Here is a 26,252-nt window from a genome sequence, read left to right on the forward strand (position 1 = left end):
TCAGGGTGGATACAAAAAGGAGCAGGCATAATGAAAAAGAATAGAATAAAAAAATGCTGCAGAAGTGGGCTGTTTATATTGGCAGGTTTTATACTTTCCTTATCCGGCTGTCAGGGACAGATGGAGCCGGCCCTGGAAGGCAGTCCGATTCAGTCCGGTGTGGATACGCACGATACAACTGAAAAACCAGACGGCCGGAAGAAACTGGAAGACAAAGAGATTCTCCGTGAGGCAGAAAATGCTGCCGGCCTGTATGAAAAAATATACAGGGAAGCACGGAGCAGCCAGGCACTGGACAGTCTGGCAACGAAGGATAAGATCTTAAAAAAGCTTGGAGATGCTGGATATTCTGCCGTGGATTGGGACAATCAACTGGACATGTACAATTTTAAATCTATGCAAGACTTCTGTACCCGTGCGGTACAGGGGGAAGCCGGAGATAAAGTCCTGCTGCGCCTGCTGGATGACGGAGGCCTGATCTGGTACAGCCTTAAGTCCGGTAAAAAAGAACTTAAGATAGATCGGTATGCCGTATCCTGGGTAAACGGCACATCTGCTGCCTCTTATCTGGATACATTTACGGCCTGTACATGGAATTATACAGAGAAAGGTTATTTATTATTTGAAAAATACCAGCCTCCGGGCTATGACGGTCCAACCGGCCATCATGCAGTGCGGATAGAACCGTTGGATCAGGAATGCCGGGAGTTGAACAGAAAATACATTCTGCCGATAGGGTATGAGGACAACAATCTGTTTTTAACAGACTGGTCAGAAAATGATTATGGTGAACTCAGTTTTGAAGATTTGTATGAAAAACTTTACGAGATAGAACATGGCCGCCGGGCCGATGCACACGATGATGAAATACGTGTAACGCAGCAGGAATTTGCGGAAGTGATGCAGCCCTGGTTCCGGGTAGATGAAGCGGTACTGCTAATCATGTCAGCATTTGATGCAGATGAAGGGAGCTATAAGTGGAAAGTGCGCGGTATGGGAGACTTTCCTTCCTGTATTCTGCCGGTTCCGGAGACGACCTCATACAGAGATAATGGGGACGGCACCCTTACGTTAAAAGTGGAGGCCGTCTGGGAAGACGAAAATACGGATTGTGCCTTTACACATGAGGTGACTGTACGCCCGGAAAGAGATGAAAAGTTTCAATACGTATCGAATCACATCCTTCCAACTCCGGATCAAAAAATCCCTCCATATATAAAAAGGAAAGGAGAATAAGATAATAGGATATTCGGATATCTGTCCTTGTACTTGCGGGCCGGATTTTGTATAATAATCTGTATATGTAAAATACTGAAATAAATTGGCGGGCGGGAGTCCGGCAAAGAAAGTGAGGGAGTCATGAAGGTATTAAATTTAGGTTCTTTAAATCTGGACTACGTTTATTCGGTTGACCATATGGTGTTACCAGGTGAAACGCTGAGTTCTTATGGAATGGAGACATTTTGCGGGGGCAAGGGGCTTAATCAGTCCATCGCGCTTGCAAGGGCAGGTGCAGAGGTATATCATGCCGGACTTGTAGGAGACGGCGGGGAGATTCTGATTGATACCTGCAGAGAAGCGGGCGTGCACACAGACTTTATTCAAAAACTGGAGGGACCGTGCGGACATACCATAATCCAGGTTGACAAAAACGGCCAGAACTGCATCCTCCTGTACGGCGGATCAAACCAGAAGATGACAAAAGAATACATAGATACAGTACTCGGACATTTTGACAAAGGGGACATCCTATTGCTGCAGAATGAGGTGAACCTTGTAGACTACATGATTGACCAGGCCTATGCAAAACAGATGATGATCATTTTGAATCCATCTCCATATAACAGCGCCCTGGATACCTGCGACTATTCCAAAGTGTCCATGTTCCTTATGAACGAAATAGAAGGAGCACAGGTAACAGGAAAGCAGGAGCCGGAAGAGATCCTGCAGGAGCTGAGAGAACGGTATCCCACAGTAAAAACCGTGCTCACACTCGGAGGCGACGGCGCAGTTTACCAGGACGGTGACAGCATCTGCCGTCAGGCAATCTTCCCCGTAAAAGCAGTGGACACCACCGCAGCCGGAGATACCTTCACCGGATATTTCATCACATCCATCATAGAAAAAATGGAACCGTCCGAGGGGCTGAAACTCGCGGCAAAAGCATCCTCAATCGCGGTATCCAGGGCGGGGGCAGCTGCCTCCATCCCGGCACGCGCAGAGGTGGTGGTTTAAGGGGGAGGCGGTATTAGCGGCTGAGAGGTCGCCTGTCTGTAACGGCACTCCTGCCGCAGCCCGGGAAACTTTCCTGCCCCTTCTGACGGCAGCCCATTTGCCAAGTATCACTAGATAAAAACCACACCGGATTGGGAGGCACCGGCGGCATTCACCCCGCAATTCTGATGAATTGCGCGGCTCAGGCCGCCTTAAATGCTGCTTCGGAAGCAGCATTTAGCCTCCCAATCCGGTGTGGTTTTTATCTAGTGATACTACGGCACATTCTATGCCGTCAAAAGGGGCAGGAAAGTTTCCCGGGCTGCGGCAGGAGTACCGTTACAGACAGGCTGCGTTCATCAAGGCGCAGGAAAACCCGCTCCATGGAGGCAACCTGACGGGGCAGCGGATGGAGTTGGATAAGGGCATACGATACCCCCATAGGAAGTAAAATAGAGGAGTTACTGCTGGGCACGCTATATTCCGATAAACTCCCCCTTTCATGCAGCCCGGCCCCTACAACCAGCATCCGTTGCTCTCGTCCAGAAGCCCCATCCGGCAGGGAGATCTTTTCCTACCGATTGGATGCGTCAAGCTAAGTGAAAGGCGGGCCTGGTTCCCGCACAAATTACAAAAAAAGATTGTATTCTGCGCGTTAATTCGATAAAATAAGTATAGTGTCGGCAAAAGCAGACGCGTCCATATCTGTATTTTCCCGTTTTTTCGCCCCGGAGAACGCCTGCCATACATATTTCCGGGAGAGAGGCTGTGCGGTGAAGTATCCATGGAGATACCCCGCACCTGGCGCCATGCGGACGGGCCTTCAGCAGAACTGCAGAATCAGGTATCCACAGGAACATCCCGTTATTTATACCTTGTGGGCGGTGCAGGAGCAAAACTTTGGAATAAGATACAGGAATAAAAATGAGAGAGAGGTTGATTTATGGACGGTTCAATGTTTATCGGAACATGGTGGTCTTTGGTACCGCCGCTTTTAGCCATTATTCTGGCTTTTGTAACAAAAGAGGTTTACAGCTCTTTATTCATCGGTGTTGCGGTGGGAGCGTTGCTGTACACCGGGTTCCAGCCGTGGGATTCTTTTGTTGCATTTTTTGATATCATGAAGAGCAGTATGAATCTGAATATTCTGATATTCGATGTACTGCTTGGTATGATTATCGTGTTGATGGCGAAATCAGGAGGGTCTGCCGCCTATGGAAACTGGGCGGGGAGCAAGATTAAGACGAAGAAGAGTGCGCTTCTTGCTACATCGGGCCTGGGTCTTCTGATTTTCGTGGACGATTATTTTAACTGCCTGACCGTTGGTTCTGTTATGAGGCCGGTAACGGACAGGTATAAAGTTTCCAGGGCTAAGCTGGCGTATATCATTGATGCCACAGCGGCGCCGGTCTGTATTATCGCTCCGATTTCAAGCTGGGCTGCAGCAGTGAATTCTTATGTTCCTGAGGATGCTGGTATCACAGGTTTCCAGTTGTTCTTAAGAACGATACCTTACAATTTATATGCATTGCTGACGATTGCCATGGTGTTCTTTATTATCATCTCAGGTTTTGATTTCGGCCTAATGAAGAAACATGAGGACAATGCGGCAAAAGGGGATTTGTTTACAACAGGTGCGGAAGAGTTTGATCAGATCAAGGAGGAGACTTCTTCTGCAAAGGGAAGAGTTATTGATTTGGTACTTCCTGTTGTAGTGTTGATTATTTCGGCCATAGGGGCTATGATATTTACCGGTTTTCAGGGCGGCGCCACGGGCGTAGTCGATGCATTTGCGGGATGTGATGCGGAGACAAGCCTGATCTTTGCGACCATGCTGACTATTATATTTATGCTTCTTTTATATCTGCCGCGAAAGGTAATTACATTCAGGGGCTTTATGGACAGTTTTGTGGAAGGGTTCAAGCTGATGATTCCGGCAGTTGCGATTCTAATCTTTGCATGGTCTCTGAAAGGAATGGGCGATGCGCTTGGTATTGCTGATTTTGTAGGCGGTATAGTAGGGGCAAATGCATCCGCAAGCGTGGCAATCCCGGCAATTATGTTTGCAGTGGCAATTTTCCTGGCATTTTCTACGGGAACATCCTGGGGAACTTTCGCAATCCTTGTACCGATCGTTGTTGCCATGTTCTCTTCCGCTAATAATATGGAAATGATGGTTATTGCTGTATCTGCAGTTCTGGCAGGCGCAGTGTGCGGAGACCATATTTCTCCGATCTCAGATACGACAGTTATGTCCTCGGCAGGGGCACAGAGCAATCATATCAATCACGTATCGACGCAGATGCAGTATGCGATGGTTGTTGCAATCGTTTGCGTGGTTGGTTATATTATTGCCGGATTTGTAAAGGTATGGTGGATTACGTTGTTGCTGAGCCTTGCAATTCTGTTTATTGTTTTGTCACTCATGAAAAAGTTTACGCCGAAATGCGATGTGGTGAATGCAGATGATTAAACTTGAGGTACCTTACATAGACCAAAGTGTCAAATACCCGACAGGGTGTGAGAGTGTATCAGCAGTTATGCTGCTCCAGTATCTGGGGTATTCTATAACTGTGGACGAGTTTATTGAAAAATATCTGGAGCTTGGGAAGCTGGAAGAGCAGGATGGAGAGCTTTACGGACCAAATCCTAACGAATGCTTCTGTGGAAGCCCTTATGACGAAGAATCCTTTGGCTGTTATGCGCCGGTCATCAAAAATGCACTGGAGAAAGCGGTTGGAGATTCCTACCAAGTCATAGATGAGACAGGGACTCCGATTGAGAAACTGCTGAAAATGTACATTGACCAGGGAATGCCCGTTGTTTTCTGGGCATGTATCAACATGCGTGAACCAATTACCGGCCCATGCTGGAAGCTAAGGGGCTGCGGCAGCGAGTTTACCTGGATATCCAACGAGCACTGTATGCTGCTGGTAGGTTATGATGAGGAAGGATATTATTTTAATGATCCCTATGACAATAATGGGGTGATCCGCTATGCAAAAGATGTAGTGGAGGATCGTCATGCGGCACAGCATTCAATGGCTGTGGGGCTTAGGAAAGTGAGAGTAGAATAGAAAACAGGAGGGAATCTGCGGCGTATGCCTTCAGATTCCCTCCTGTTCCTAATTATAAAAGCTGTATTCCGTTCTCCAAAGCCAGGTTCAGCACATCTTCGGGCCAGATGGAAGACTGTACCTCTCCGATGTGGGCCTTGCGCAGATAATACATACAGATTCGGGACTGCCCAATTCCGCCGCCCACGGTATAGGGAAGCTCTCCGGCAAGGAGCGCCTTCTGAAAAGAAAGTTCGGCCCGATCTTCACAGCCTGCAAGCTTTAACTGCTTTCTCAAAGCGTCCTCATCGACACGGATTCCCATGGAGGAAAGTTCCAGACCGATATCCAGTACCGGATAGTAGACGATGATATCCCCGTTCAGTTCCCAGTCATCATAATCCGGGGCACGGCCGTCATGCTTTTGGCCGGAAGCCAGTGTCTTTCCGATCTGGGAAATAAACACGGCTTTTTTAGCCTTGGCGATCAAATGTTCTCTTTCTTTCGGCGGCTTGCCCGGATACATCTCTTCCAGCTCCTGGGCTGTTATGAAGTAAATATCATCCGGCAGCAGGGGCTCTATGTAATTATAGCGCCTGGAAATGAAATCTTCTGTCTCCTTCAATGCGCCGTATACTTTGCGAACTGTATATTCCAGCGTTTCCGTATTGCGTTCTTCTTTCGAGATGATTTTTTCCCAGTCCCACTGGTCCACATAGAGGGAGTGGATGTTATCGGTATCCTCATCCCTGCGGATCGCGCTCATATCCGTGTATAACCCTTCTCCGGAATGAAAATCATAATGCTTCAGTGCATACCTTTTCCATTTTGCAAGAGAATGCACGATCTCAGCGGGGGCATCCTCCTGTTCCCTGATTCCGAAGGAAACGGGACGTTCCACGCCGTTTAAGTTGTCATTCAGCCCGGATTCGGGGCGGACAAAAAGCGGTGCGGACACACGGGTTAAATGAAGTGACTTTGCCAGTGAACGCTCGAAATGGTCTTTTATTTCTTTGATGGCGACTTCGGTTTCCCGTATGGTAAGGGGAGAGCGGTACCCCTGGGGAATTGTCAATTGTTCCATAATATAAACTCCTTTGTTATTTTCTATACATTAATATTATTGAAAATCCGATATTCCTATTCTACATTCTCATGATAAAGAAGTCAATGAGGAGTGAAGAATGATAAATTAACAGATAATTGGAAGATTATATGACAAATAACTAAAAATATGTTGACAATGAAAGAGATAAATGTTATTATTATAACAAGAATAAAACTGATTGAACAATCATTTAAAAAGAAGAAGTAATCTTGTAAAACAAGAGGAAAATTCTTCGTAAATGAAAGCTCAATACAGTTTTAGCTTATCGGATCACAGTGAATGGTTAGAAAAGAGAGATGGAGAAATTATCATAATGACGAGAAAGTTATGAGAGAAGTAAAATCCATCAGGGAGAGAAGATCAGAGAATCTAAGTCCGGTAAGGAAGTCTAAGAATAGGAGGTACGGTCCGCCAGCATACTTAATTTAAAAACCAAACCCTATCAAAAGATAGAGAAAGAGGTAAAAAAAGAATGATAGAGATATCAGAATAGAGATGGGTGTTAATCATTATTAGGTTAGCATCCATCTTTATATTGTATATTTTAAGGAATGTTGTTAAAATAAGATAGGTACAGGTTTGGACGTGTTTAAGATTCATGGTTGCAAAATGGAGTGGCTTTTGCGGCAATGAATTTTCAAACATACCCTAAAATGTGGGATTATACAGGGGAGAATATTATGGCAAAATCTTGCAACCAAAAGGAGAAAATCCTGTATCTGATGAGGCTGTTTCTGGAAGAAACAGATGCAGATCATCCATTATCAAGAAAACAGCTGGAGGAAAAGCTTGGAGAGTATGGAATCCAGACAGAGAGAAAGAGCCTGTACAGTGATATAGAATCGCTGAAAAGGTTTGGCCTGGACATTGCGTACAGAAAGGAGCGGCCGGAAGGCTACTATCTGGCAGGACATGAATTTGAACTGGCAGAGCTGAAACTTTTAGTAGATGCAGTCCAGTCCTCCAGATTTATCACTGAGAAGAAATCACACAGCCTGATCCACAAGATTGAAGGGCTGGCCAGCCGCCATGAGGCGAAACAGCTGCAGCGCCAGGTCGTGGTAACCAACAGGATCAAGGCGATGAATGAAAGTATCTATTATAATATAGACAAGCTGCACGCGGCAATTGCTTCGAACCAGCAGATTCTTTTCAAGTATTTTGAGTGGACGATTGACAAAACCATCCGTCTGAAGAAGGACGGCAGCCCCTATCAGGTCAGTCCGTGGGCGCTGACGTGGGATGACGAGAATTATTATCTCATCGGATTCGATATGGATGCGGGGATGCTGAAGCATTTCAGAGTGGATAAGATGCTGGAGATCGAGCTTTTGGAGGAGCCAAGGTCTGGCAGGGAGGAGTTTGGCCGGTTTGATCTGGCCCATTATGCGAAAAAAACATTTGGTATGTTTGGTGGGGAGGAGGAGACCTTACGTATCAGATTTCATAATAAATACATAGGTGTTGTCATTGACAGATTTGGGAAAGATGTATCTGTGAGGCCGGATGGTGAGCAGCATTTTATCGCCAGGGTCGAAGTGGCGGTGAGCGATCCGTTTTTTGGATGGCTGACGGGACTTGGGAAGGATGTAAGGATTCTTTCACCGGCGCATGTGGCGGATGCATATCTGACTCTGCTGCGGGAGATCTCGGAGGTATATGACAGCGGGGAACAAAGGTAAATATTAACAAGGGATAAGGAGATTTACAAAATGGAAGTAAACTTAATATTTCAACGACTGCAGGTCGAGATCAACGGCGGCCTGACGGCATTGACAACGAAGGGGCGGAACCTGACGCCGGAGGATATGATTACTCTGGCCGTGTTTGCAGCTATTGGCCTGCTCTTCTGTTTCTTTGGGCTGAAGATGGTCCGTTTCTGGGCTGCTTTCTTTGGCCTGGTGATCGGAGTGACAGGCGGTACTTATGCGGCCTATTACTTTAACGTCAGTGATAATATTGCCTGGATTATAGGCCTTGTTGCAGGTATTATTCTGGCAGTTCTGGGAGCGCGGTTTTATCTGGCGGGGGTCTTTGTTGTCGGGTGGTTCCTGGGAACCGTGGCCAGTGCCTACTTTATACAGCCGGCGGATTGGATCTATACGCTTGTTTGTGTTGGAATCGGCCTGGTGATCGGATTGATTACCCTGAAGTTCGCGGAGCCGGTCACGATGGTAGTTACTTCACTGTTCGGCGGATTTACTGCGGGACAGGCGGTCTATGGGTTGCTTCCTCTGGAAAATGAGATTGTGCGGATTGCGGCGATTGCGGTTCTGGTTATTCTGGGTGTGATCGTACAGTTCTTACTGGAATCCAAAAAGCGCAAAAGACTTCATCTGAAAAAAGCGGAAGAGATAAGGAAAAAGCATTCTACTGCCAATGAAGTGGACAAGGCAAGGGCAATGATCGACAATCTGGACAGTACAGAGCCTGTCAAAAAGAAGAATCCTGCTGCCGGTGCGGCAGCTGCAGCAGGGGCTGCTGCCAGTAAAGCGGCTGTGGAGGCAGAGAACGAAGCAGATGCAGACGAAGCGTTCCTGAATGAAGAAGAATTTATGGAAGACGATGATCTGCTGGATGAGGAAGAGTATCTGGACGACGAAGATCTTCCTGGTGATGAGGAGTATTTGGACGGAGACATGGATGATGATATTACTATTCTGGATCTGGACGATGATAAAGAGACAATGAGATAATAATATACTTTTAGTTCCAATTACAATAGTTTAAAATTAGTGTAAAATGATTTGAAATAAAAAAGTAAAGTCCGTTTTATGACACACCCTTTCTGATATGATGGATTCATATGAGAGAGAGGTGTGTTTTTATGTCATTAAGAAAATCATTGCTGAGCGGAGCTGTCATGGGAATCGGAGCGGCTGTACTGTTGATTATGGCCGTATTATATTGTTTTACCGAGGTTCAGGTTCCGGGATATGTTTATATATTTGGATGGATCGGAAGTATCCTGGCCATAGTGGATATAGTTGGAAAGATAGAACGGCAGGAAAATGGACAGAATATTAAATAAATATAAAACTAAATCGTAAACCCCCTGAAATAAAGGAAAGCACATGACGGTAAAAAATGCGGCAGATGAAAAGACTGTGAATTTATTGCCAGCCCTCTGACAAAGTTGTATAATACATATAAATATATAAACTAAAAAAGGGGGCTTACTTATGAAGATTGATATGCACTGCCATGTAAAGGAAGGTTCTATAGACAGCAAAGTAAGCTTGGATGAATACATTACGATTCTAAAGAGCAAAGGGTTTCAGGGTATGGTGGTGACAGATCACAATACTTATAAGGGATACCGCTACTGGAAACATCACATGAAGGGGAAGATCCATACCGATTTTATTGTACTGAAGGGAATCGAGTATGACACAAGGGATGCCGGACACATCCTGGTTATCATGCCGGAGGGGGTTAAGATGAGACTGCTGGAGATGCGCGGCATGCCCGTATCCGTCCTGATCGACCTGGTGCACCGCAACGGCGGGATTCTCGGGCCTGCGCACCCATGCGGCGAGAAGTATCTGAGCATTACGAATACAAAGAGATTTTATACGAACCCGGAAGTGATGAAGCGTTTTGATTTTGTGGAAGTATTTAATTCCTGTGAATCCGAGGCATCCAATGCAGGTGCCCGGAAGCTGGCCGAAAAGTATGGCAAGGTTACGGTAGGTGGAAGCGATTCCCATAAGCCGGGCTGTGTGGGACGGGCCTATACCATTCTGCCCGAGCCGGTGAACTGTGAGACGGAACTGATCTCCATGATCCATAAAAAGACAAAGCTGGAGACCGGAGGAACGCTGTATGAGAAGACGACAAAAGACCGGATCGGGAAGGTCAATAAAGTGCTTGTCTACTCTTTCTGGTTTTACAACAAAGGCGGAGAACTTCTCAAACGCCACGGAAGGAAAGAGAAGATGGAGGTAGAGAACCCCATCGATCCCATAGATCCGATTGAAATGTACTATACAGGAGAACAAAAGCTGTCATAAACGGCAGCTTTTGTGACAGTTCAGGTTTGCCTAATCTGTTAGGGTCTTTCTGTATTCTCTGGGGGTCTGCCCATATTTGCGTTTAAAAAGCCGGTTAAAGTAGGAGAGATTGTCAAAACCCGTCCTTGTGGCAATCTCCAGTACAGATAAGCCGGAGGCGGCAAGCAGCCGGGCGGCCATGCTGAGGCGGTAGTCGTTCAGATATTCTGTGAACCCCATATCCATGTGGTCCTTAAAGAATTTCATAAAGTGGGATTTGCTGTAAAAAGTAAGGGCGGCCATATCCGCTATCGTGATCGTATCGGCATAGTGTTCTTCAACATATTTCAAAATCGTTTTTAATTTTTCCAGAGATTTCGCCTTGATTTTTGCGGCGGAATCTCTGTTTGTCTGTGAGGAGACCAGCAGAAAAAAGAACTGGAAGAGATATCCTTTCACCGCCAGCTGGTATCCCTCCGGCCGGGCGGCGCATAAGTCATCAATATGGCTGATGCAGCCGGCAAGATCCGCATATGCTAAACAGGAGGGGGTGAGGAAGGTGAGGACGGCACGTTCTGCACTCAGCAGAGGCTGCAGAAACTGTGTGGTACAAAGATCGCTGCTATCTGACACCAGCAGCGCAGGCTTAAACAGAATATTTTCGTACTCCATGCTGCATCCGTCTTTCTGCCGGATCGAGTGGAGCTGGCCGGGAAGGATGAAGACGATATCTCCGGCGGTTATTTCCCGGGTCTGAAGGTTAACAGATACCAGGCCCTGTCCCTTTTTTATAACAATAAACTCAATTTCTTCGTGCCAGTGGAGCGGAACTTGTATAAAATCAAGCGGAATGGAACATAGATAAGTATTATAAGGAAAATCAGCATTTGTATGGGATTTGGTTTCATGGTAATTCTGGTACTCCGTGAGATTCAAAACGGTGCCTCGCTTTCTGTAGCAATGTAGGTGAGTTATAAAAGAATGATAGTATTGTACTATAATTTAAGAGTATTTTGCAAGAAAATGAACAGGAATCGTATTAAAATGCATAACATAGATGACAGTTCAGGCCTTCCTGGACTGTTTCTGACATAGACTTAATGTAAGGCCAATTAGAGTTTTTATGAAAGGAGTAATATTATGAGTATACAGGATACAATGACACAGAAGCTGGGGAAAGGGATTTCAGAAGCTTCTAACGAGGAGATCTATTTCGCACTTCTGGAGATCGTGCAGGAAATGGCCCGGCAAAAAGAGAAAAACGGCGGCAAAAAGAAGCTCTATTATATTTCTGCTGAATTTTTAATTGGAAAATTACTCTCCAACAATATGATCAATCTGGGTATCTACAATGAGGTCCGGGATGTTCTCGCGGGAAACGGCAGAGACATCTGTGAGATCGAAGAAATCGAGTCTGAGCCATCCCTGGGAAATGGGGGGCTTGGAAGGCTGGCGGCCTGTTTTCTGGACTCGATCGCTACACTGGGGCTGAACGGGGACGGAATTGGCCTAAATTATCATTTCGGCCTGTTTAAACAGGAGTTTAAGGAGGAACTGCAGAAAGAGACCCCGAATCCATGGATTGAGAAGCAGAGTTGGCTGACTAAAACGGATGTGTCCTATCCGGTCAGCTTTAGGGGAATGACCCTGAATTCCAGAATGTATGATATCGAAGTTACGGGATACAACAATATCACAAATAAGCTGCATCTCTTTGATGTAGAGACTGTAGATGAGAGTATTGTGGAGGAGGGGATTGAATTTGATAAGAAGGACATCGCCAGGAATCTGACTCTGTTTTTGTATCCGGACGACAGTGATGAGGATGGACGCCTGCTGCGGATTTATCAGCAGTATTTTATGGTCAGCAACGGTGCAAGGCTTATTCTGGATGAATGTGTGGCAAAAGGCTGCAGACTCTATGACCTGCCGGATTACGCGGTCATACAGATCAACGATACGCATCCGACAATGGTGATTCCGGAGCTGATCCGGCTGCTTATGGAGCGGGGGCTGGAGATGGATGAGGCCATCGATGTTGTTTCACGCACCTGTGCCTACACGAACCATACAATTTTGGCAGAGGCACTGGAGAAATGGCCGGTGGATTATCTGAAAAAGGTGGTGCCCCAGCTGGTCCCCATCATCGAAGTGCTGGACGATAAGGTGAGAAGAAAGTATGCAGATGAGAGCGTGGCTGTTATAGACAGAAATGATACGGTCCATATGGCTCATATCGATATCCATTACGGATTCAGTGTGAATGGGGTTGCATCTCTGCACACGGAGATTCTCAAAGACAATGAGCTGAATCATTTTTATAAGATTTATCCGGAAAAATTCAATAATAAAACGAACGGAATTACATTCAGAAGATGGCTGCTTCACTGCAATCCGCAGCTTACCGAAATGCTTGATTTTATCGTGGGTACGGGATACCGTTCTGATGCAAAACAGCTGGAAAAGCTGATGAATTACCGCGGGGATAAGAATGTACTGAGCCGTCTCCTGGAAATAAAGAAGGAGAATAAGAAGGTTCTCTGCGGTTATCTGAGAGATACCCAGGGGCTTGAACTGAATCCGGATTCTATCTTTGATATCCAGGTAAAACGTCTCCACGAATACAAGCGCCAGCAGATGAATGCCCTGTATGTGATCCATAAATATCTGGAAATCAAAGCGGGCAGACGGCCGTCCACTCCGATTACCGTCATCTTCGGGGCAAAAGCCGCGCCGGCCTATGTAATTGCAAAGGATATCATCCATATGATTTTATGTCTGCAGGAGATCATCAACAAGGATAAAGAGGTAAGCCCTTATCTCCAGGTGGTTATGGTAGAAAATTATAACGTGACGAAAGCGGAAAAACTGATCCCTGCCTGTGATATTTCCGAGCAGATTTCCCTGGCATCCAAGGAGGCCAGCGGCACCGGTAATATGAAGTTCATGCTGAACGGAGCTGTTACACTGGGCACGGAAGACGGGGCTAATGTGGAAATCCATGAGCTGGTGGGAGATGATAATATCTTTGTATTCGGAGCATCCAGCGATGAAGTCATTGAACACTATGCAAAGGCAGACTATGTGTCCCGGGATTTCTATGAAAAAGATAAGGATATCAAGGCGGCCGTGGACTTTATCACCAGCAAAAAAATGCTGGCGGTGGGGAATGAGGAAAACTTAAAGCGCCTGCAGAAAGAACTGATGAGCAAGGACTGGTTCATGACGCTTCTGGACTTCAAAGAGTATGTGAAGAAAAAAGAGGAAGCGCTCAAAGCCTATGAGAACAGGACCGAGTGGGCGAAGAAGATGCTGGTAAATATTGCAAAGGCGGGATATTTCTCCTCAGACAGGACAATAGAGGAATATAATAGAGATATCTGGAAACTATAAAAAGGTATAATACTGGCTTCAGAAAACAGCCTGGCATTGCACCGTATCTGCTCTAATGACTGGGGACACAGTGCACCGCAAAGCGATGTTATAACAAGAAGACAGTTAGGGGCGGAGCCTTGCGGCGGAGGCCCGTCCCGAATCTCAATACACCTGTACAAATTGCACAAAATACGTAAGAAAAAACTGTGAGAAATTACAGAATCTTAATTCTGGGATTGCAATTATGATGTGGCAGGTGTATATTTAATACCAGGATTGGAAACGTTACCGAGATCGATACCGACAACGATTCCAAAACATAAGGAAACAAGAAAAAGTTTATTCAGAAAAGGAGAAGTAAGTATGAAGATGAAAAAGTTTTTATCAGCAGCACTGGCAGCAGCGATGACTGCAGGCCTTTTAGCCGGATGCGGGAGCAATAAAACAGATTCCGCATCCTCTGATTCATCCAAAAAAGATGATAAAGGTTCTGTCTATTATTTAAGCTTTAAGCCGGAGCAGGCAGAACAGTGGGAAGCAGTTGCCAAAGCATATACGGAGGAGACCGGAGTGCAGGTAAAAGTGCAGACTGCGGCTTCCGGGACCTATGAGCAGACGCTGAAGTCCGAGATTGCAAAGAAGGATGCCCCCACGCTGTTCCAGGTCAATGGACCAGTGGGATACCAAAACTGGAAAGACTACTGTATGGATCTGTCCGATACAGATCTTTACTCCTGGCTGAATGACAAGGATATGGCCATTAAGGGTGAAGACGGAGGCGTATATGGTATTCCATACGCGGTGGAAGGATACGGCATCATCTACAATGAAGAGATTATGGATAAATACTTTGCTCTCGACGGCGCGAAGGTTTCTTCCATCGAAGAGATCAACAATTTTGAGAAGTTAAAAGAAGTGACCGAGGACATGACAGCCAAGAAAGACCAGCTGGGAATTGAAGGCGTATTTGCTTCCACATCCTTTGCACCTGGCGAGGACTGGAGATGGCAGACACATCTGATGAACCTTCCGATCTATTATGAGTACCAGGATAAAAAGGTGAAAGATGAGAAAGAGATTACTTTTGAATATAACGAAGAGTTCAAGAATATTTTTGATCTTTATCTGAATAATTCCGTTACAGAGCCGGCTATGTTGGGTTCTAAGACCGTTTCTGATTCCATGGCTGAATTTGCGCTTGGAAAAGCAGCGATGGTGCAGAACGGTAACTGGGCCTGGGGAGACATCAGCGGCGTTGACGGTAATACGGTAAAAGAAGATAAGATTAAATATCTTCCGATTTATACAGGCATCAAAGGAGAAGAGAAACAGGGCTTATGCGTAGGTGGCGAGAACTATTTCTGCATCAACAGCGAGGCTTCTGAGGCAGACCAGAAGGCGTCTCTGGACTTCATCCAGTGGCTGTTCAGTTCAGATGAAGGCAAGGACAAAGTAACAAATGAACTGGGATTTATCACACCGTTCAACACCTTTGAGGACGACCAGAAGCCGACCGACCCGCTGGCACAGGAAGTGATCCGCTATATGGAGAATCCCGACCTGACAAGTGTATCCTGGGACTTCCAGACATTCCCGAGCCAGACATTCAAAGACAACCTTGGGGCATCACTCCTGGAATATGCGTCAGGCAATAAGGAATGGAATACAGTCGTGACAGATTGTATCGAAGACTGGAAAGCAGAAAAAGAAGCAACAGCTGAATAAAGAAAACAAGGAGGGTGAGTGCGGAAAATCGGTCTGCCTCACCCTCAAATACAGAACAGGAGGAGTATTATGCAGAAGACATATAAAAAATATTTTTGCATATTCGTGCTTCCGACACTGATTGCATTTACATTATTTTTCGTGATTCCATTTGTTCTTGGTATTGGATTATCATTCTGTAAATTTACCACAGTGACAAATGCAAGATGGGTTGGATTAGATAACTATCTGAAGGCATTTGCAAATAAAGACTTTTTGAATGCCCTCTGGTTTACCGTAAAGTTTACAATTGTTTCTGTCATCAGCATTAATGTGATCGCCTTCATCTTTGCATATGCGCTGACAAGAGGAATCAAGGGAACAAATCTGTTCCGTACTACATTTTTCATGCCGAACTTAATCGGCGGTATCGTGCTCGGTTATATCTGGCAGCTGATGATCAACGGTGTGCTTGCCAGATTCGGCGTGACTATAACGACAGATGCGAAATACGGATTCTGGGGCCTGATTATTCTCATGAACTGGCAGCTCATCGGATATATGATGATTATCTATATCGCGGGCATCCAGAATATCCCCACAGAACTGGTGGAGGCCGCTAAGATTGACGGGGCCACAAAGCTGCAGGCGCTGTTCAAGGTGACCATACCGATGGTGATGTCCTCCGTGACGATCTGCCTGTTTCTGACTCTGACCAACTCCTTCAAGCTCTTTGACCAGAACCTGGCGCTGACGGCAGGCGCTCCGTCCAAGAAAACGGCAATGCTGGCGCTGGACATTTATACGACTTTCTATAATAGAAACGGCTGGGAAGGCGTAGGCCAGGCAAAGGCGGTTATATTCTTTGTAATAGTAGGAATCCTGGCTCTGACGCAGCTTTATTTTACGAGAAATAAGGAGGTGGAAAGCTAATGGCTGGAAAGAAGAGAAAACAGGAAGAAGTACAGACAATGGAAGTATCAAAAGGCACAGGGGCTTTGATGACCGTGATTTTTGCCGTACTGGCCCTGGTATTTATATTCCCGATTATCCTGGTATTTATCAACTCCTTTAAGAGTAAGCTTTATATCAGTGATCAGCCTTTTGCGCTTCCCAGCAGCGATACGTTTGTGGGCCTGAATAACTATATTGACGGCGTGGCTAAAACAGGACTGATCAAGGCGGCCGGTTATTCCATCTTCATAACGGTATTTTCGGTGCTGCTGATCGTACTGCTGACGGCAATGACTGCATGGTGGCTGACGCGGGTAAAAAGTAAAATATCTACGGTCTTGTATTATCTGTTCGTATTTGCTATGATTGTACCGTTCCAGATGGTGATGTTTACGCTGTCCAAGGTGACGGATACGTTAAATCTGGGGAATCCGGTTGGGATAATCTTTGTATATGTTGGGTTCGGTGCAGGACTATCGGTGTTCATGTTCGCAGGTTTTATTAAGGCGATACCGATTTCCCTGGAGGAGGCTGCGATGATCGACGGCTGCACGCCGATCCAGACGTTTTTCAGGATTGTGCTGCCGGTACTAAAGCCAACTGCAATCACCGTTGCAATTCTGAATGCGATGTGGATATGGAATGATTATCTCCTTCCCCTGCTTGTATTGGGAAGCGATTATCAGACGATTCCGATCGCAGTGCAGTATCTCAGGGGCGGATATGGTTCGGTGGATATGGGAGCCATGATGGGTATGCTGGTTCTGGCAATCCTGCCGATCATCGTATTCTACCTGCTCTGCCAGAAATATATTATTAAAGGCGTGGCTGCAGGGGCAGTGAAAGGTTAACAGAAAGGGGAAACGCGATGAGAGAAAGTGGAATTTTATTACCCGTTTTCGCATTGCCTTCTGAGTATGGGATTGGATGTTTTTCAAAAGAAGCCTATGAGTTTGTGGATCAGTTAAAAAAGGCGGGACAGAGTAAATGGCAGATTCTTCCGCTGGGGCCGACCGGATACGGAGATTCTCCGTACCAGTCTTTCTCTACATTTGCCGGAAATCCGTATTTCATAGATTTGGAGACTTTAATCCGGGAAGGACTTCTGACGGAGGAAGAATGTAAAGCATATGATTTTGGGAAAACGAAGGACAGTATAGATTATGAAAAGCTGTATCTGGGCAAATTCAAAATCCTGGAGCAGGCGTACCGCAGGTTTGACGGCAGCAGGAGTGGGGAGTACCATGCATTTCTGGAGGATAACAGGGAATGGCTGGACGAATACTGTCTGTTTATGGCCCTGAAAAACCAGCATGGCGGTGTCAGCTGGAGGGAATGGAAAGCTCCTTACAGGGACAGAGATGAGAAAGCCCTGGAGGAGGCCAGAGGGGAACTGGCAGAAGAGATTGATTTCTACCGTTTCCAGCAGTTTGAATTCAACAGGCAGTGGAAACGGCTGCATGCCTATGCCAATGAAAATGGCATAGAGATCATCGGTGATATTCCGATCTATGTGGCGTTTGACAGTGCTGATACCTGGGCGGCTCCGGAGCTGTTCCAGTTTGATGATAATAAGGAGCCGACCGCGGTGGCAGGCTGTCCGCCGGATGGATTCTCCGCCACAGGGCAGCTGTGGGGAAATCCGCTGTATGACTGGGAGTACCATAAAAAGACTGGTTATTCCTGGTGGATGCGGAGAATCGCCTACTGCTTCCGGCTGTACGATATCGTCCGTATCGACCATTTCCGGGGATTTGACGAATATTATGCGATTCCTTATGGTGAGAAGACCGCCGTGAACGGCAAATGGATGCCCGGGCCGGGAATCGGTTTTTTCAGGGCAGTGGAGGAGAAGCTTGGCAGACTGAATATTATTGCGGAGGATCTGGGGTTTTTAACAGACAGTGTCTTAAAGCTTTTGGAAGACACTGGTTTTCCGGGAATGAAAGTCATACAGTTTGCATTTGATTCCAGAGAATCGGCGAACTATCTGCCGCACACATATACCCCAAACTGCGTGGTATATACCGGGACCCATGACAACGATACAACACGGGGCTGGTATCATCATGTGGATAAGGAGTGCCGTGATTTTGCAAAAGAATATCTGCACAAGCATGCGCTGGATGAAGATGAGCTGGCATGGGACTTTATCGCCATGGCCATGGGCAGTGTGGCGCAGCTGTGTGTGATACCGGTTCAGGATTATCTTTGCAGAGACAGTGAGGCAAGGATCAATACACCTTCGACACTGGGAAATAATTGGGTATGGCGGTTGAAAAAAGATGAGTTAAATGATACTCTTATAGAAGAGATACGTAAGATAACGAAACTGTACGGTCGTCTGTAACAGTTTAGACATGTCGGAACTGTTACGGTCTTCTATCTCGTAAAGGACAGCATACCGAAGAGAAACTTCTATAAAAATAAAATTGGCCCGGTGGAGCGTGCATGTCCAAAATACTTAATAAGGGCAGGAATCAGCATGGAGACAATTAAGGATATAGCCAGGATATGCGGGGTTGGAGTCAGCACCGTATCCCGTGCAATCAACAATCATCCGGATATCAATCCGGAGACGAAAGAGATGGTTATGCGGGTGATTAAGGAGCATAATTACATCCCCAACAACAGTGCAAGGAACCTGAAACGTTCCGATGCCAAAGCCATAGCAGTTTTGGTCAAAGGGATAACGAATCCCTTCTTCAATGACATGATAGGCATTATCGAACAGGAAACACAGCGGAAGAAGTATACGTTTATCCTGCAGAGGGTGGAGGAACACGAGAACGAACTGGATGCGGCGATTGAGCTGGTTAAAGAAAAAAAGTTGAAGGGAATTATCTTCCTGGGCGGCTTTATTACGCACTCCAGTGAGCATCTTGCACAACTGGATGTCCCCTTTGTCCTGAGCACTTCCGGGATCGTCAATGAAGAGACTGAGGAGGGGTCGCTCTGGTCTTCCGTGTCGGTGGATGATTATGCCGAGAGCTATAAGATGACGGATTATCTGTGCAGGGCGGGCCACAAAAAGATTGCGATTATATCTGCGGATCAAGAGGATGAAAGCATTGGTAAGCTTAGGTTTGAGGGATATCTGAAGGCTCTGGAAGACAACCATATACAGCCGGATGAAGCGCTGATCTGCCATATGGACTACGTGACGGACAGCTATTCAATGAAGACCGGTTACCGTCTCATGAAGTCCCTGCTGGCAAAAAAGCAGGAGTTCACTGCGGTATATGCGATTGCTGACAGTCTTGCAATCGGGGCATGCCGTGCACTCACAGAGACCGGTATCCGGATTCCGCAGGACTGTTCAGTGGCGGGATTTGACGGTCTGGAGATCGGGTCATACTATACTCCGACACTGACGACCATCCGTCAACCGGTAGAGAAGATGGCGAAGGTTACGATCGATCTGCTGTTTAACATAATACGGAAGAACGGGCAGCATAAAAAGGTTGTGCTTCCGGGAGAATTGCTGGTTCGGGAGTCTACCAGAGGATTGGTGTGAGGGACGCCTGCCGTGGAACGGGACGGAGACGAGCCGGGAAGGGATAGACGCGGGCAGTCGGAAGGGCATATATGTCATTTTATAATGCGGACACGGAGCTAAGAAATTCTAGGAGGCAAACAGCCGTGAAAATGGGGCACAGCGGTTCTTTCTGAACTCCGGGTATAGAATGATAATTGCGTCAAATAGCAAAGGAGCTTTATGTCTGTATTTATCACAGACTTAAGGCTCCTGCTGTTTTTTCAAAAACCCTGCATTACCCAATGTTCAGAAAGAACCGCACAGCTGACACATCGTGAGAAATTTGATAATTTCTCGCGCTGGGTCAGCTGATTTTGATTCGGGATCAAAAAATCTCCCCATTTTCACGGCTGTTTCCCTCCAAGAATTTCTAAGCTCCGCTTTAGCATTATTGAAATGACATATCTGCCCTTCCGACTGCCCGCGTCGCTCCCTTCCCGGCTCGTCTCCGTCCCGTTCCACGGCAGACTGGTTCATCAATGCGGAAGCAGAAGCTTGCTTTGCAGGAAATGCTCCCTGGTGGGAGGCTAGGGGCATCGGCATCGGATGGTTATAGGATGTGCGCAATGTTATCCTATATGGAAGATGTGTATATATTTGTTAATATATTCCAGGTATGTATAAGGAAAATTATAGTATATACAAATACGCTGCTCCCGATACGCGTCCCCCATCCGCATAAATAACTAAACCACATTCGCTCCGCTTAGATGTCCACGGATTTGATTTGTGGGTTTTCTTTGAGCAGGTCTATGACATCCTGAAATGTATAATCGTCCGGAAATGCCACGTTCAGTTTCAGTTTTAATGTTTCTTCGTCTATACGGGTTGCTTTCATCGTTAGAATCTTAAGGTCCCGGATGGCGAAGGAATCTTTCAGGATACTTTTGAGATGATCTGTTTCCCGGATCTCGAGGGTGATCTGCTGGATTGAAAGTGTTTTGAGCCAGCGGAAATTTTTGTGCAGGATGAACTGGATTATGATAATGCAGATGGTCGTCATTACCCCGAGCACATACATTCCAGCCCCGAAAGCCATTCCGATTCCTACGGTTGCCCAGATGCCGGCGGCAGTTGTGAGGCCGCTGACGGTTACATTGCGGGTGAAGATGATGCCAGCCCCGAGAAATCCGATGGCAGTTACGATGCCTGCCGCCACACGGGAGGGATCCAGACCGATGTGATTCAGCGGCAGTATATCATTGAATCCATATTTGGAGATAATCATCATGACGGCGGAAGCGAGGGCTACGATTGTATGGGTACGGATTCCGGCGGTTTTAAAATGATTTTCCCGCTCATACCCCACGACCATACCGCAAAGAGCCGCACCTAAAATTCTGGCAAGATATTCAAGCTGTACTAGTACTTGTGGCAACATAAGGGTTCCTCCTTCCCGTATCCGGGTTTGTTTAGATAAAAGATTTTTATGCTTAATATTATTTTACCATGGAAGAGGGGAAAACACAAAAACTGGAAAAGTTTTTCAGGCTCTTCTGCTATCATTGTATGCGCAAATAAGGTATAATTCTTGAAAAGAATATAATTATGAGGGCGGAACGAATGGAGATAAAAGATTTAAAATACTTTGTAGAGATAGCGGAGCAGAAGAGTATGCGAAAGGCTGCAGCCAGCTTGTATGTTTCGCAGCCGAATCTGACCCGGGCGATACAGAGTCTGGAACATGAATTCGGGTCAGCGCTTTTGAACAGAACAAATAAGGGTGTGGAGATGACCACATTTGGCGAGGGGTTCTATTATTATGCCAAATCAATCTTAAAGCAGGTCGATGAGATTTCTAAGATAAAGATGAGTACTGAAAACTACATAGAATCCAGAATCAGTATCGCAATCGGCAAATTGATAATGAGGGATGACATGATCTACCAGTATTACGAGACAATTCGCGCCAGACGGACCGGTATTCATATCATAGAGACGACGATCGAAGATGTATTGAACCAGGTTGAACAGACCAAGGCTGACATCGGAATTGTGACAATCAACAACATGCAGAGAGCCGCTTTCCACAAGCTGACCGAATTAAAGGAGCTGGAAATGCATGAGATCGGCGAGGGCACCCTGTATATCCACATAGGTAAAAAGAATCCATTTTATGAGAGGACTACAATAGATGCTGAAGAACTGCTGCCATACAGCCGTGTCAGGCTTCCGCTCGACTTCTTTGCCAATATAAACAACAGCACGACAATAGATGGTAAGCTCCAGGTCAGCGATTTTGATAAAACAATCCAAATGAACAACTACCATGCAATCATCAACATGGTAAAAAGAACCGATTCCTTCATATTTGGAAACAAATGGCAGGTAGAAGAATTAAAAAGAGGCCAGATCAACAGCCTGTTACTGAATCACTGTGATGTACACCAGAAATTAATCTGGATAAAGCGCAAAAGAGAGATATTGTCCCCGCAGGCCGAGGACTTTTTGAAACTCTTCATGGATTGCTATGCCGACTAAAAACCATAGTTGTGATAATTAATACGTATCACGGGACAATAAGATATAAGCATTAGCCAAACCTCCTGTCCCAGTATATAATGAAGTCAGTTAAAAATTGGAGCAAACCTTAGGAGGGAATTTGGTATGAAAAAATGGCAATTAAGTAAAAAGAAAATGCTGGGGTTCTTAACAGCAGGAGCAATCGTGGTAACAATGGCGGGGTCTTATGCGGCTTGGGATCAGTTGAGCGATACTGCATCAGGTACAGTAACACTAAGAAATAAGATAGAAGTGGCAGCACCTGCTGATCCAATTCAATATACTGAAACAGATACTGCATGGGGAACGGCACCTGTATATAAAAGCGCCCCTATTAAAATTCAGGCTACAGGAGTACCAGTTGGCACGAAAACAATATTAGCCCTTACAGCGACTGTGTATCCGGGAACTGATACCACGGGTACGCCGGTTGATAATGTTCAAGCAGTAATAAAAGATGGAAATACAACTGTGACACAAACTCCATTTGCTGATGAGACTGCGGCTGCAACAGGAAAGGAGTATACTGTTGAAATTACTCCTGAAGATGGGGCTACGCCAGGACAATATACAGTTGTTCTAAGCGGAGCGTTATCTAAAGATACTACGCCATAAACAGGTATATGAAAAAAATATTAAAGATATTGCCGAATGTTTTACTAATTATACTTGTTGCATATATAGTTTTAATGAAAATTTGTCCGGAAAAGATAAATAAATTTTTAGGATACCAAACATTTGTAATCTTAACAGACAGCATGGAGCCAGTCATACCGACTGGCTCTGCTGTGCTTGTTAAAAACCTAAAAGATGACGAAGAACCTAAAAAAGGAGACATCGTATCCTTCCGTGTAGACCGTCTGGGTGAGGATGCCGTCTTCACTCACTATTACCGTGGAACAGAAACCGAGGAAGACGGTTCTATCCGATATCTGACCCAGGGGGCAACGGCTGAGCGGCCAGACGACTATATAACCCATCGCCAGGACATCATAGGCACCTATGTTTTTCACATCCTCTATGTCGGCAGGATCGTCCTATTCCTAAAAAGTCCATTTGCATTAATAGAACTAGGTATCATAATGATTATCATGATAATCCACCAATTACTTTGGGACAAATTCGACAAAGAAGAGCAGGAAGAGCAGGCAGAAAAAGAAAAACAGGAGACAGAACAAAAACCAGAGAACCAAAAAACATTAGAGGGCACAGAGACAAAAAACAATATATGCACCAGTTAAACCAGAAAAAAATGAGATACAGGCCCCGCACAGCCAGTCCAATCCGCCGCACCCGCCGCGAGTCCCAAAGGGACGAGAAAATCCTCCCGCCCTGATGCGTCCAGCTGAGAGAAAGGGGAGTCCGGCTTCTGCAGGGGATGCCTGTGCCGTTGTAAAATCCTAAGAGCGCGCATAGAATCAGTTACAGAGAAAATATGGGGAATAGAGGGCAGGATTTGATTCACAAAATCAAATCCTGTTGCCGCCGGCGGTGTGAATGCATCGGCATTCACGCCAACTGCGGCAAGTACCTCTATTCCCCATATTTTGTCTGTTACTGATTCTCAGCAAGCGGCCGGATATTACAACGGCACAGGCATCCCCTGCAGAAGCCGGACTCCCCTTTCTCTCAGCGCCCCTCAGCCAGTATTCCTCCGTCCCCTTCAAGCCCCCGTAAAAGATCCGCAACCTCCAAAGGCCGATAAAAGTAAAACCCCTGTATCATATCGCAGTCCGTCTGCCGAACAATCTCCAATTCCGCATCTGTCTCCACGCCCTCCACGCAGACCTGTTTCTTTGACCGGTGGCAGGCGTAGACAATGCTCATTATAAAATCAAGATTCTCCGAAGAATGCGTGATCTCATTCATCAATGTACGATCCAGCTTGATGACATTTACCGGATATTTAAAGAGCATCTGCAGAGAAGAGAATCCATTCCCAAAGTCATCTAATGCAAATTTGATTCCCATTTTCAGGCATTCGGCGACGAATTCCTGCAGCCGGATGGGCATCTCATCGAAATGGGTTTCTGTCAGTTCCAGCATCAGATGCCCTTGCAAAAGCCCGATTTCCGCTATGGTCTGCTGGATGAAAGGCAGAAACGTGTCATCCAGTATCTGCAGATAACTAACGTTAAAGGATAAAAGAAAATCAGGCTGGAAGACCAGGATCTGTTTGCAGAGTGAGACAACCTGCCCAAAAACCCATTTCCCCACGGTAAGTATCATGCGTGTCTCCTCCAGCAGGGGGATAAATACCACAGGAGATATTTCCTGTCCGCGATAGCGCCAGCGAAGCAGTGTCTCTCCCCCAATGATCTTTCCTGTATCGCGGGAGACTATGGGCTGTACCACGATCCGGAAGCCCTCGCAGCCTTTTTCTACATTTTCACTCAGGCTCAGGGCCATGCTGGACTTATCTTTCTGTTTTGCTATCACATCGGAAGAAAATTTACTGTATTTCAGATCAGAATTAAGTTTGGCAATGCTGATCAATGTCATTGTATTTTCAAGAATTTCCTGCGGAGTGTCGCCGTTATCCGGGAAATGCAGAATCCCGAAGGAAGCCGCCTGCTTTGTGGACAGCTTCTGTTTGGAATAGCACTCCTCAATGGTGAGCCTGATGTTTTCAACGGCTTCATTTTCGTTATATGACACATTCTGTTTTGAAACAGCCATAAAGCGGATCCCATCGAGCCGGTAGAAGGTGAAGAGACTTCCCAGTTTCTCCAGCAGGCAGTTTGAAATTGCACGCAGCAGCATATCGCCGGATGCACGTCCTTTGGAGTCGTTGATGTAGGTAAAATGGTTGAGGCCAAAGCCCACAATCAGGGTGGTCTCCATTGTGCCATTGCGTGCCGCCAGGTCATTCAGTGCGGACTGCTCACGCAGAAAACCGGTGACAGCATCCAGGGAGAAATCGCTGTCCAGCCTTGAGACACAGCCGGAAAAAAAGAGGGCCGTGTTTTTATCCCCTGACCATTTTACAATACCGCGGCAGTGTACCCATGTAGTAATACCGTTTTTGTCTGTAATCCGGTAGCGCAGGCTGTGCACCCCTTTTTTCTGCTCCATTATGTGCCGAAGATCCTCGTGATATAACATACGGTCCTGCTCATTGCTGATTTTCTCTCCCCATGCATCAATCAGATTGTAAACAATGTTGTCCAGGAATCCGAAATCATCTTTCATATTATCCGATATGTAATAAAGGTTGCTCTGTAAATCGCCGAAATACAGGTAATAAGGCGCGTCAGGTATGGCAACAGACCGGAAAAAGGCTTCCGCGTCAAAATAATTATTACGGATAAAGGTCTGAAAAGCTGTGCTGCCATCAGAAAGCGGGGTTATATTGTCATCCCAAAACTTTTTTGTGTCAGGAGTAAAGCTTTGCCTTTCACTTTTTTCTATATCCCTGCTGTTTTTATCATAGGCGAGTTCAATTCTATATATTTTTTCGTTCAGTTCGAACAGTGTATCTCTTAATATATAAGTTACATGAGTCAGAGGATTGGTGTATTCCCAGTCATGGAACCTGCCCATTGCAAGGACGGAATCCGTACAAAACGGGCATGGTGTCGAAAGACCCTGAAGAATTTCATAGCATTTTCTGTTCTGGTATTCCTTGTGATCGGGGCAGCCAAAGGCATTCCTGGCACTATGATTCATGTAGGCCATTGTGTGGTTTTCCATATCTATCACAAAAATGAGTTCCTGCAGATTTTCAAAAAACTCCCAATTATTCTCCATAAATATAATCCCTTCCCTATGGCAGCGCCATTTCCATGTTATGAATTATTATTTCATAG

21 protein-coding genes are annotated in these 26,252 nt (G+C 45.9%); 17 read left to right on the forward strand and 4 right to left on the reverse strand.

The window, feature by feature from the left end; all coding sequences use genetic code 11:
* Positions 1 to 30 precede the first annotated feature (30 nt).
* From GKG43_RS10995 to GKG43_RS11010, 4 genes are all read left to right on the forward strand, one after another.
* Entirely contained in the window at positions 31 to 1,236 is a 1,206-nt protein-coding gene (locus GKG43_RS10995; RefSeq protein WP_050639542.1) for a DUF6070 family protein, read from the forward strand.
* A 123-nt stretch (positions 1,237 to 1,359) separates the two neighbouring features.
* Entirely contained in the window at positions 1,360 to 2,235 is an 876-nt protein-coding gene (locus GKG43_RS11000) for a ribokinase (protein WP_050639543.1), read from the forward strand.
* A 922-nt stretch (positions 2,236 to 3,157) separates the two neighbouring features.
* Positions 3,158 to 4,687 (forward strand): Na+/H+ antiporter NhaC family protein, encoded by a 1,530-nt coding sequence (locus tag GKG43_RS11005; protein ID WP_050639546.1) that lies wholly within the window; start codon positions 3,158 to 3,160, stop codon positions 4,685 to 4,687.
* Positions 4,680 to 5,291 carry a C39 family peptidase gene (locus tag GKG43_RS11010; protein ID WP_242857544.1) on the forward strand — a complete coding sequence of 204 codons (612 nt, stop codon included), beginning with the start codon at positions 4,680 to 4,682 and terminating at the stop codon, positions 5,289 to 5,291. The genes GKG43_RS11005 and GKG43_RS11010 overlap by 8 nt, the downstream gene beginning before the upstream one ends.
* Positions 5,292 to 5,343: 52 nt before the next feature.
* Here GKG43_RS11010 and asnA read toward each other — a convergent pair whose 3' ends face one another.
* A complete protein-coding gene (gene asnA, locus GKG43_RS11015; protein WP_050639547.1) occupies positions 5,344 to 6,354 on the reverse strand; it encodes an aspartate--ammonia ligase in 1,011 nt (336 codons plus the stop codon).
* A gap of 704 nt (positions 6,355 to 7,058) precedes the next feature.
* On the opposite strand from asnA, the gene GKG43_RS11020 reads away from it, so the two are divergent.
* The 4 genes from GKG43_RS11020 to GKG43_RS11035 all read left to right on the forward strand — a co-directional run bounded on the left by GKG43_RS11020 (position 7,059) and on the right by GKG43_RS11035 (position 10,391).
* A complete protein-coding gene (locus GKG43_RS11020) occupies positions 7,059 to 8,060 on the forward strand; it encodes a WYL domain-containing protein (RefSeq protein WP_055152236.1) in 1,002 nt (333 codons plus the stop codon).
* A 30-nt stretch (positions 8,061 to 8,090) separates the two neighbouring features.
* Positions 8,091 to 9,074 (forward strand): DUF4203 domain-containing protein, encoded by a 984-nt coding sequence (locus tag GKG43_RS11025; protein ID WP_055152013.1) that lies wholly within the window; start codon positions 8,091 to 8,093, stop codon positions 9,072 to 9,074.
* Positions 9,075 to 9,205: 131 nt separating this feature from the next.
* Positions 9,206 to 9,409 (forward strand): hypothetical protein, encoded by a 204-nt coding sequence (locus GKG43_RS11030; RefSeq protein ID WP_050639550.1) that lies wholly within the window; start codon positions 9,206 to 9,208, stop codon positions 9,407 to 9,409.
* 151 nt (positions 9,410 to 9,560) lie between these two features.
* Complete coding sequence (locus GKG43_RS11035) at positions 9,561 to 10,391, forward strand: PHP domain-containing protein (RefSeq protein ID WP_050639551.1); 831 nt, start codon at positions 9,561 to 9,563, stop codon at positions 10,389 to 10,391.
* Positions 10,392 to 10,421: 30 nt separating this feature from the next.
* On the opposite strand, the gene GKG43_RS11040 is transcribed toward GKG43_RS11035, so the two are convergent.
* Positions 10,422 to 11,306 (reverse strand): AraC family transcriptional regulator, encoded by an 885-nt coding sequence (locus GKG43_RS11040; protein ID WP_055152016.1) that lies wholly within the window; start codon positions 11,304 to 11,306, stop codon positions 10,422 to 10,424.
* 204 nt (positions 11,307 to 11,510) lie between these two features.
* On the opposite strand from GKG43_RS11040, the gene GKG43_RS11045 reads away from it, so the two are divergent.
* From GKG43_RS11045 to GKG43_RS11070, 6 genes are all read left to right on the forward strand, one after another.
* Positions 11,511 to 13,763, forward strand: a complete 2,253-nt coding sequence (locus tag GKG43_RS11045) for a glycogen/starch/alpha-glucan phosphorylase (protein ID WP_050639553.1) — start codon at positions 11,511 to 11,513, stop codon at positions 13,761 to 13,763.
* Between the two features lie 345 nt (positions 13,764 to 14,108).
* Complete coding sequence (locus GKG43_RS11050) at positions 14,109 to 15,470, forward strand: ABC transporter substrate-binding protein (RefSeq protein WP_055152019.1); 1,362 nt, start codon at positions 14,109 to 14,111, stop codon at positions 15,468 to 15,470.
* A 69-nt stretch (positions 15,471 to 15,539) separates the two neighbouring features.
* Positions 15,540 to 16,382, forward strand: coding sequence for a sugar ABC transporter permease (locus tag GKG43_RS11055; protein ID WP_055152022.1), 843 nt, complete (start codon positions 15,540 to 15,542; stop codon positions 16,380 to 16,382).
* Positions 16,382 to 17,254, forward strand: coding sequence for a carbohydrate ABC transporter permease (locus GKG43_RS11060; RefSeq protein WP_025656881.1), 873 nt, complete (start codon positions 16,382 to 16,384; stop codon positions 17,252 to 17,254). The genes GKG43_RS11055 and GKG43_RS11060 overlap by 1 nt, the downstream gene beginning before the upstream one ends.
* A gap of 17 nt (positions 17,255 to 17,271) precedes the next feature.
* On the forward strand, positions 17,272 to 18,753 hold the full coding sequence (gene malQ / locus GKG43_RS11065; protein WP_050639556.1) for a 4-alpha-glucanotransferase: 1,482 nt from the start codon (positions 17,272 to 17,274) through the stop codon (positions 18,751 to 18,753).
* A gap of 135 nt (positions 18,754 to 18,888) precedes the next feature.
* Entirely contained in the window at positions 18,889 to 19,920 is a 1,032-nt protein-coding gene (locus GKG43_RS11070) for a LacI family DNA-binding transcriptional regulator (RefSeq protein WP_129879104.1), read from the forward strand.
* 727 nt (positions 19,921 to 20,647) lie between these two features.
* On the opposite strand, the gene GKG43_RS11075 is transcribed toward GKG43_RS11070, so the two are convergent.
* Positions 20,648 to 21,322 carry an MgtC/SapB family protein gene (locus GKG43_RS11075; RefSeq protein ID WP_050639559.1) on the reverse strand — a complete coding sequence of 225 codons (675 nt, stop codon included), beginning with the start codon at positions 21,320 to 21,322 and terminating at the stop codon, positions 20,648 to 20,650.
* A 182-nt stretch (positions 21,323 to 21,504) separates the two neighbouring features.
* On the opposite strand from GKG43_RS11075, the gene GKG43_RS11080 reads away from it, so the two are divergent.
* The 3 genes from GKG43_RS11080 to GKG43_RS11090 all read left to right on the forward strand — a co-directional run bounded on the left by GKG43_RS11080 (position 21,505) and on the right by GKG43_RS11090 (position 23,684).
* Positions 21,505 to 22,422: a LysR family transcriptional regulator gene (locus tag GKG43_RS11080; protein WP_055152028.1), complete on the forward strand. Its 918-nt coding sequence runs from the start codon at positions 21,505 to 21,507 to the stop codon at positions 22,420 to 22,422.
* Between the two features lie 126 nt (positions 22,423 to 22,548).
* A complete protein-coding gene (locus GKG43_RS11085; protein WP_055152031.1) occupies positions 22,549 to 23,058 on the forward strand; it encodes a hypothetical protein in 510 nt (169 codons plus the stop codon).
* An 8-nt stretch (positions 23,059 to 23,066) separates the two neighbouring features.
* Entirely contained in the window at positions 23,067 to 23,684 is a 618-nt protein-coding gene (locus GKG43_RS11090) for a signal peptidase I (protein ID WP_055152034.1), read from the forward strand.
* Positions 23,685 to 24,072: 388 nt separating this feature from the next.
* On the opposite strand, the gene GKG43_RS11095 is transcribed toward GKG43_RS11090, so the two are convergent.
* Positions 24,073 to 26,193, reverse strand: a complete 2,121-nt coding sequence (locus GKG43_RS11095; protein ID WP_055152040.1) for an EAL domain-containing protein — start codon at positions 26,191 to 26,193, stop codon at positions 24,073 to 24,075.
* Positions 26,194 to 26,252: the final 59 nt, after the last annotated feature.

Source organism: Eubacterium sp. BIOML-A2 (genome assembly GCF_009680135.1).
Taxonomy (GTDB): domain Bacteria; phylum Bacillota; class Clostridia; order Lachnospirales; family Lachnospiraceae; genus Faecalicatena; species Faecalicatena contortus_B.

Bases quoted from the DNA above. Each gene is read 5' to 3' on its own strand.
- malQ (WP_050639556.1), top strand. From the start codon at position 17,272: ATGAGAGAAAGTGGAATTTTATTACCCGTTTTCGCATTGCCTTCTGAG.
- GKG43_RS11085 (WP_055152031.1), top strand. From the start codon at position 22,549: ATGAAAAAATGGCAATTAAGTAAAAAGAAAATGCTGGGGTTCTTAACA.
- GKG43_RS11080 (WP_055152028.1), top strand. From the start codon at position 21,505: ATGGAGATAAAAGATTTAAAATACTTTGTAGAGATAGCGGAGCAGAAG.
- GKG43_RS11045 (WP_050639553.1), top strand. From the start codon at position 11,511: ATGAGTATACAGGATACAATGACACAGAAGCTGGGGAAAGGGATTTCA.
- GKG43_RS11095 (WP_055152040.1), bottom strand. From the start codon at position 26,193: ATGGAGAATAATTGGGAGTTTTTTGAAAATCTGCAGGAACTCATTTTT.
- GKG43_RS11055 (WP_055152022.1), top strand. From the start codon at position 15,540: ATGCAGAAGACATATAAAAAATATTTTTGCATATTCGTGCTTCCGACA.
- GKG43_RS10995 (WP_050639542.1), top strand. From the start codon at position 31: ATGAAAAAGAATAGAATAAAAAAATGCTGCAGAAGTGGGCTGTTTATA.
- GKG43_RS11025 (WP_055152013.1), top strand. From the start codon at position 8,091: ATGGAAGTAAACTTAATATTTCAACGACTGCAGGTCGAGATCAACGGC.
- GKG43_RS11060 (WP_025656881.1), top strand. From the start codon at position 16,382: ATGGCTGGAAAGAAGAGAAAACAGGAAGAAGTACAGACAATGGAAGTA.
- GKG43_RS11000 (WP_050639543.1), top strand. From the start codon at position 1,360: ATGAAGGTATTAAATTTAGGTTCTTTAAATCTGGACTACGTTTATTCG.
- GKG43_RS11005 (WP_050639546.1), top strand. From the start codon at position 3,158: ATGGACGGTTCAATGTTTATCGGAACATGGTGGTCTTTGGTACCGCCG.
- GKG43_RS11050 (WP_055152019.1), top strand. From the start codon at position 14,109: ATGAAGATGAAAAAGTTTTTATCAGCAGCACTGGCAGCAGCGATGACT.
- GKG43_RS11035 (WP_050639551.1), top strand. From the start codon at position 9,561: ATGAAGATTGATATGCACTGCCATGTAAAGGAAGGTTCTATAGACAGC.
- GKG43_RS11075 (WP_050639559.1), bottom strand. From the start codon at position 21,322: ATGTTGCCACAAGTACTAGTACAGCTTGAATATCTTGCCAGAATTTTA.
- asnA (WP_050639547.1), bottom strand. From the start codon at position 6,354: ATGGAACAATTGACAATTCCCCAGGGGTACCGCTCTCCCCTTACCATA.
- GKG43_RS11070 (WP_129879104.1), top strand. From the start codon at position 18,889: ATGGAGACAATTAAGGATATAGCCAGGATATGCGGGGTTGGAGTCAGC.
- GKG43_RS11090 (WP_055152034.1), top strand. From the start codon at position 23,067: ATGAAAAAAATATTAAAGATATTGCCGAATGTTTTACTAATTATACTT.
- GKG43_RS11010 (WP_242857544.1), top strand. From the start codon at position 4,680: ATGATTAAACTTGAGGTACCTTACATAGACCAAAGTGTCAAATACCCG.
- GKG43_RS11030 (WP_050639550.1), top strand. From the start codon at position 9,206: ATGTCATTAAGAAAATCATTGCTGAGCGGAGCTGTCATGGGAATCGGA.
- GKG43_RS11020 (WP_055152236.1), top strand. From the start codon at position 7,059: ATGGCAAAATCTTGCAACCAAAAGGAGAAAATCCTGTATCTGATGAGG.